Source organism: Flavobacterium sp., from assembly GCF_043779715.1.
GTDB lineage: Bacteria > Bacteroidota > Bacteroidia > Flavobacteriales > Flavobacteriaceae > Flavobacterium.
This window is the reverse complement of the sequence record NZ_JAYWDT010000033.1, coordinates 1-4,732: the sequence shown is the minus strand read 5'-3', so window position 1 is coordinate 4,732 and position 4,732 is coordinate 1. Positions and strand designations below refer to the sequence as shown.

4 protein-coding genes and 1 pseudogene are annotated in these 4,732 nt (G+C 31.2%); 2 read left to right on the top strand and 3 right to left on the bottom strand.

The features are described from left to right. On the bottom strand, window positions 1–767 hold a 767-nt coding region (locus ACH2BG_RS01410; RefSeq protein WP_395045949.1), incomplete at its 3' end, for a transcription antitermination factor NusB. 191 nt (window positions 768–958) lie between these two features. Beyond that, entirely contained in the window at window positions 959–2,059 is a 1,101-nt protein-coding gene (locus ACH2BG_RS01405) for a Glu/Leu/Phe/Val dehydrogenase (RefSeq protein WP_395045948.1), read from the bottom strand. 194 nt (window positions 2,060–2,253) lie between these two features. Between ACH2BG_RS01405 and ACH2BG_RS01400 the strand changes: the two genes are divergently transcribed. Together ACH2BG_RS01400 and ACH2BG_RS01395 are read left to right on the top strand one after the other, a co-directional pair. Next, the gene (locus ACH2BG_RS01400; protein ID WP_395045947.1) at window positions 2,254–4,014 is read left to right on the top strand and encodes an ABC transporter ATP-binding protein; all 1,761 of its coding nucleotides are present in this window, start codon (window positions 2,254–2,256) and stop codon (window positions 4,012–4,014) included. Between the two features lie 63 nt (window positions 4,015–4,077). After that, window positions 4,078–4,461: a PUR family DNA/RNA-binding protein gene (locus tag ACH2BG_RS01395; protein WP_395045946.1), complete on the top strand. Its 384-nt coding sequence runs from the start codon at window positions 4,078–4,080 to the stop codon at window positions 4,459–4,461. 57 nt (window positions 4,462–4,518) lie between these two features. On the opposite strand, the pseudogene ACH2BG_RS01390 reads toward ACH2BG_RS01395, so the two are convergent. Next, window positions 4,519–4,732: pseudogene (locus ACH2BG_RS01390) on the bottom strand (tRNA-binding protein); the annotation flags it as partial.

The window sequence follows — 4,732 nt, the reverse complement described above, 5'->3', positions numbered from 1 at the left end:
TTTACAGGAATAGATGGGAATTTTAAAAACTCACAAATAGCCATTTTTAAGATAATTGTATCAATTTCGGCAATACGATCAGCTTCCCAATTGGGTGTTTTATCCGCAAATTCTTTGGCTAATTGCTGGTCATTAAGCGCTACTTTTCTAAATAAGTTTCCTACAAATTCCTTATCTTCTGTATCATTATATAATTTTGGCACAAAGAAATTACCATTTTCAGTATTTTGAATGGCTTTCAACTGTTTTAGAATCAAAGTATTCACTAACGGGATATCATCTATCCAAGTTAGTTTATGGTCTTCTAAATATTCGTATAACTTAATGTTTGGCGCGATAATTTCTGCAAAAACAGATGCAATAAACTCTCTATCTTCGTCAAAATTAGATTTTGTCGTACTCATATAACTTTCATACAAAGCGCTCTCTTTGATAGCTTGTAATAAAATTAGAATGTAATCGTCGTTAAGTTTCCAGTTGTTTATTTTCCTGTCTTCGAGTGCATTTAGTAATGATTTATTCTCAGTAAGAATAGTCAAAACTTTATTGTTTACAAACTTTAGGTTCGGATTTTTTTCTTCTTTAGTAACTAAGTGTTTGTTACGAGAAATTTCTATTAGTGTGTCTTCTTTAGATTGGATTTCTACCAATGTTGACAACATTATTAGGTACAAATCTTGTACGTTTTCGATACTTTGAAACAAGAATTTTTCTTCTTTCTCCAAATTATCTGATTGTGTTTGACGCATAGAATATAACGTCTGCATTACTTTAACTCGAATATGTCGTCTGTTTAACACTTTGTAAGAACATTTAAAAATTAGTGGAGCGAAAGAAATTCTTTCGCTCCACAAAAGTACAATTTTATTTAGATATTTTAAACATTTTAGAAAATTTGACTTCTTAGATTTCAAAAAAAACTTCCGAATCCTAATTTTCTAAGCCAGTCTAAGTTGTCTTATTTCATTTCTTTTTTTCTTAAATCGATACGATTTTGTGCAATTCTCATTGCGGCTTGGTGCGTCGTAATTTTATTTGCATCAGCATAATCGAAAATTTCCAATGTTGTATTGTATATATTTTCGGTTCTGCGCATAGATTCTGCCATGTCGTAACCTACAATTTCAGCATAAACATTAATAATTCCACCAGCATTAATCAAGAAGTCAGGCGCATAAGCAATTCCTCTTTCTTGCAATATTGCACCGTGTGTATTTTCGTTTCCTAACTGATTGTTTGCTGCTCCAGCAATAACTTTTGCTTTTATTTTATGAATTGTATCGTCGTTTATAGTCGCTCCAAGTGCACATGGTGCATAAATATCGACATCAGCTCCGTATAAATCGTCACCAGTGTAAATTTGCGCTCCATATTTATTACCTATTTCTTCTAATCTTCCTTGATTTATATCTGAAATGATAACTTTTGCACCTTCCTTTGTTAAATAATCTACAAGGGTTTCGCCTACGTGACCAATTCCTTGTACCAAAACTTTTTTACCTTCCAAAACATCTGAACCAAATTTGTATTTAGCAGCAGCTTTCATTCCCATATAAACACCGTAAGCAGTTACAGGGGATGGGTTTCCAGAACCACCTTTTTCGATAGAAACTCCAGTTACGTGAGGTGTTTGCAAACGAATTAAATCCATATCACCAGTCGTTGTGCCTACATCTTCGGCAGTAATATATTTTCCGCTTAAGGAATTTACATATTGACCAAATTTAGCAATCATTTCAGGTGTTTTATCTATTTTAGAATCACCAATAATCACTGCTTTTCCACCACCAAGATTTAATCCCGTAATAGCTGATTTGAAAGTCATACCACGTGACAAACGCAAAACATCGTTTAGAGCTTCCCATTCGTTAGCGTATTTCCACATTCTAGTACCTCCAAGTGCTGGTCCTAAAACGGTATTATGTATACCAATTATTGCTTTCAAACCAGTATCTTTGTCATTGCAAAAAACAATTTGTTCGTGGTTATCGAAAGACAATTGTCCAAAAACTGGATCAATTTTATGAAGTTCGCTAGCTTTTACAGACTCTGTAATCATAATGAATATATTTTAGATTGCAACTTTTTTAAATAGTTTGTGCAAAATTACGCATTTAATTCAAAAATTCATAAAATTAAACCTAATTGTTAATAAAATATTATTGAATTCATAATTACATAATAATCAGTAATTTAAATAATTAACTGTTTTTATTACATCAATTGGCATTTATACCTAATTATCATCATAAAATGAAAGAACTACGTTATTTAAACCCTTATTTTTTAAAATACAAGTACCATTTTTTACTAGGTATTTTAACCACAATTGCAGCTCAAATATTTTCGTTATATACTCCAGAATTAATTGGAAATTCTATTACTTCTATCGAAGAATATATAAAATCCGATGCTACAAACCCAGATTTAGTAAAAAACTTATTATTTAAAAATATTTTTTTAATATTAGCCACTACTTTTATAGCCGCTATTCTTACTTTTTTAATGCGTCAAACGCTTATTGTTATGTCTAGACATGTAGAATATGATTTAAAAAATGAGATTTTTAAGCAATACGAATACTTAACTCAAAATTTTTACAAACAAAACAGAACTGGCGATTTGATGAATCGTATTAGTGAAGATGTTGGTCGTGTAAGAATGTATGTTGGCCCAGCAGTTATGTACACCATAAATACAGTTATTAGGTTTGCTATTGTAATCTACTATATGCAACATATTTCTAGAGAGCTTACTTTATATACACTCCTCCCCTTGCCTATTCTTGCTTATTTAATTTTTAAATTAAGCACAGAGATTAACAAGCGAAGTACTATTTTTCAGCAAAATCTTTCAATATTATCTAGTTTTTCTCAAGAAATTTTTTCAGGAATTAGAGTCATAAAAGCCTATAGTACAGAAGATCAAAAACAGGAGGAATTTGAGACGCTTTCGTCAGAAAGCAATGAAAAAAGTATGAAACTAGCCAAAATACAAGCGCTATTTGGTCCGTTGATGCTGTTTTTAATAGGAACAAGTAATTTATTAGTTATTTTTCTTGGAGGAATGATGTATATAAACGGAAGTATCAAAGATATTGGAGATATTGCAAAGTTTATTTTATATGTAAATATGCTCGTTTGGCCAGTCGCTTCTATTGGTTGGGTTTCGTCGTTGGTACAAGAAGCAGAAGCTTCTCAGGAACGTATTAACGAGTTTTTGAAAATTGAGCCAGAGATTAAAAACAACAATTTGACTCCCATGACTTTTAGCGGAAATATCAAATTTGATAATGTGTCACTCATTTATGAAGATACAAATATTAAAGCTTTAGATAACGTTAGCTTTTCTGTAAATAAAGGAGAAACTTTAGCTATTATAGGACGAACTGGCTCTGGAAAATCGACAATTTTATCATTAATAAGTAGGCTATATGATCCCACCTCTGGTAATATTACTGTAGATGGTGTGCAACTTTCCAAAGCAAACTTAAAGGATTTGCGCAACAGTATTGGGGTTGTGCCACAAGATGCGTTTTTGTTTTCGGATACTATAAAAAATAATATCAAGTTTGGTAAAGAAAATACCACCGACGAAGAAGTGGTTGCTGCGGCAAAAAATGCTGTGGTTCATGATAATATTATCAATTTCAAAAATCAGTACGAAACCATACTCGGTGAGCGAGGAATTACACTTTCTGGTGGACAAAAACAACGAGTTTCTATTGCACGAGCTATTATTAGTAGTCCTGATATATTACTGTTAGATGATTGTTTATCTGCTGTAGATACCGAAACCGAAGAAACAATTTTGAATAATCTTGAAGTCATCTGCAAGGACAAAACAACAATAATTGTGAGTCATAGAGTTTCGTCGGCAAAAAATGCGGATAAAATTATTATTATTGATGGTGGAAAAATTGTACAAGAAGGTACTCATAATCAATTAGTAAACCAAGAAGGTTATTACAAAGCTTTGTATTTGAAACAAATTGCTGAAAAAGAAATGTTATAATTGTTGTTTTGTTCTGATTTTTTTTTCACTTTTGACGAAACAAAACAACCAAATACCGATAGAATGAATAGGAATGAAAATGATATGTTAGAAAAGGAAGAGATTTTTTCTAAAGTATTAAGAGCCGGAAGAAGAACTTATTTTTTTGACGTTCGCTCTACAAAAGCTGATGATTACTACATTACCATAACCGAAAGCAAGAAGTTTACCGAAGAAGATGGTTCTTTTCACTTCAAAAAGCATAAAATTTATTTATACAAAGAAGATTTTACCGCTTTTGCTGAAATTCTTGAAGAAATGACTTCTTATGTATTAAACAACAAAGGTGAAGAAGTAATATCTGAAAGACATCAAAAAGATTTTAAAAAAGAATTCATTTCAGATAAATCATCTGATGAAATACCATCTACAGAAAATTTTACTGATATAGATTTTGATGATATTTAATTTTTAGGCAATAGCCAAAAGTAATAAGTCTGAAATCGTAAGGTTTTGGACTTATTTTTATCCAATTCTCAAGCCATTCTCGACTTTAATATCGGAAGAAAGTAAAACAATATCGTTTTCATTTTCTATCGATCCGAGAACCAAACACTCGCTCATAAACTTACCTATTTGCTTTGCAGGAAAATTCATTACTGCTACAATTTGCTTGTTTAGTAAATCATCTTTCGTATAACGCTTTGTAATTTGTGCCGATGTTTTTTTTATACCAATT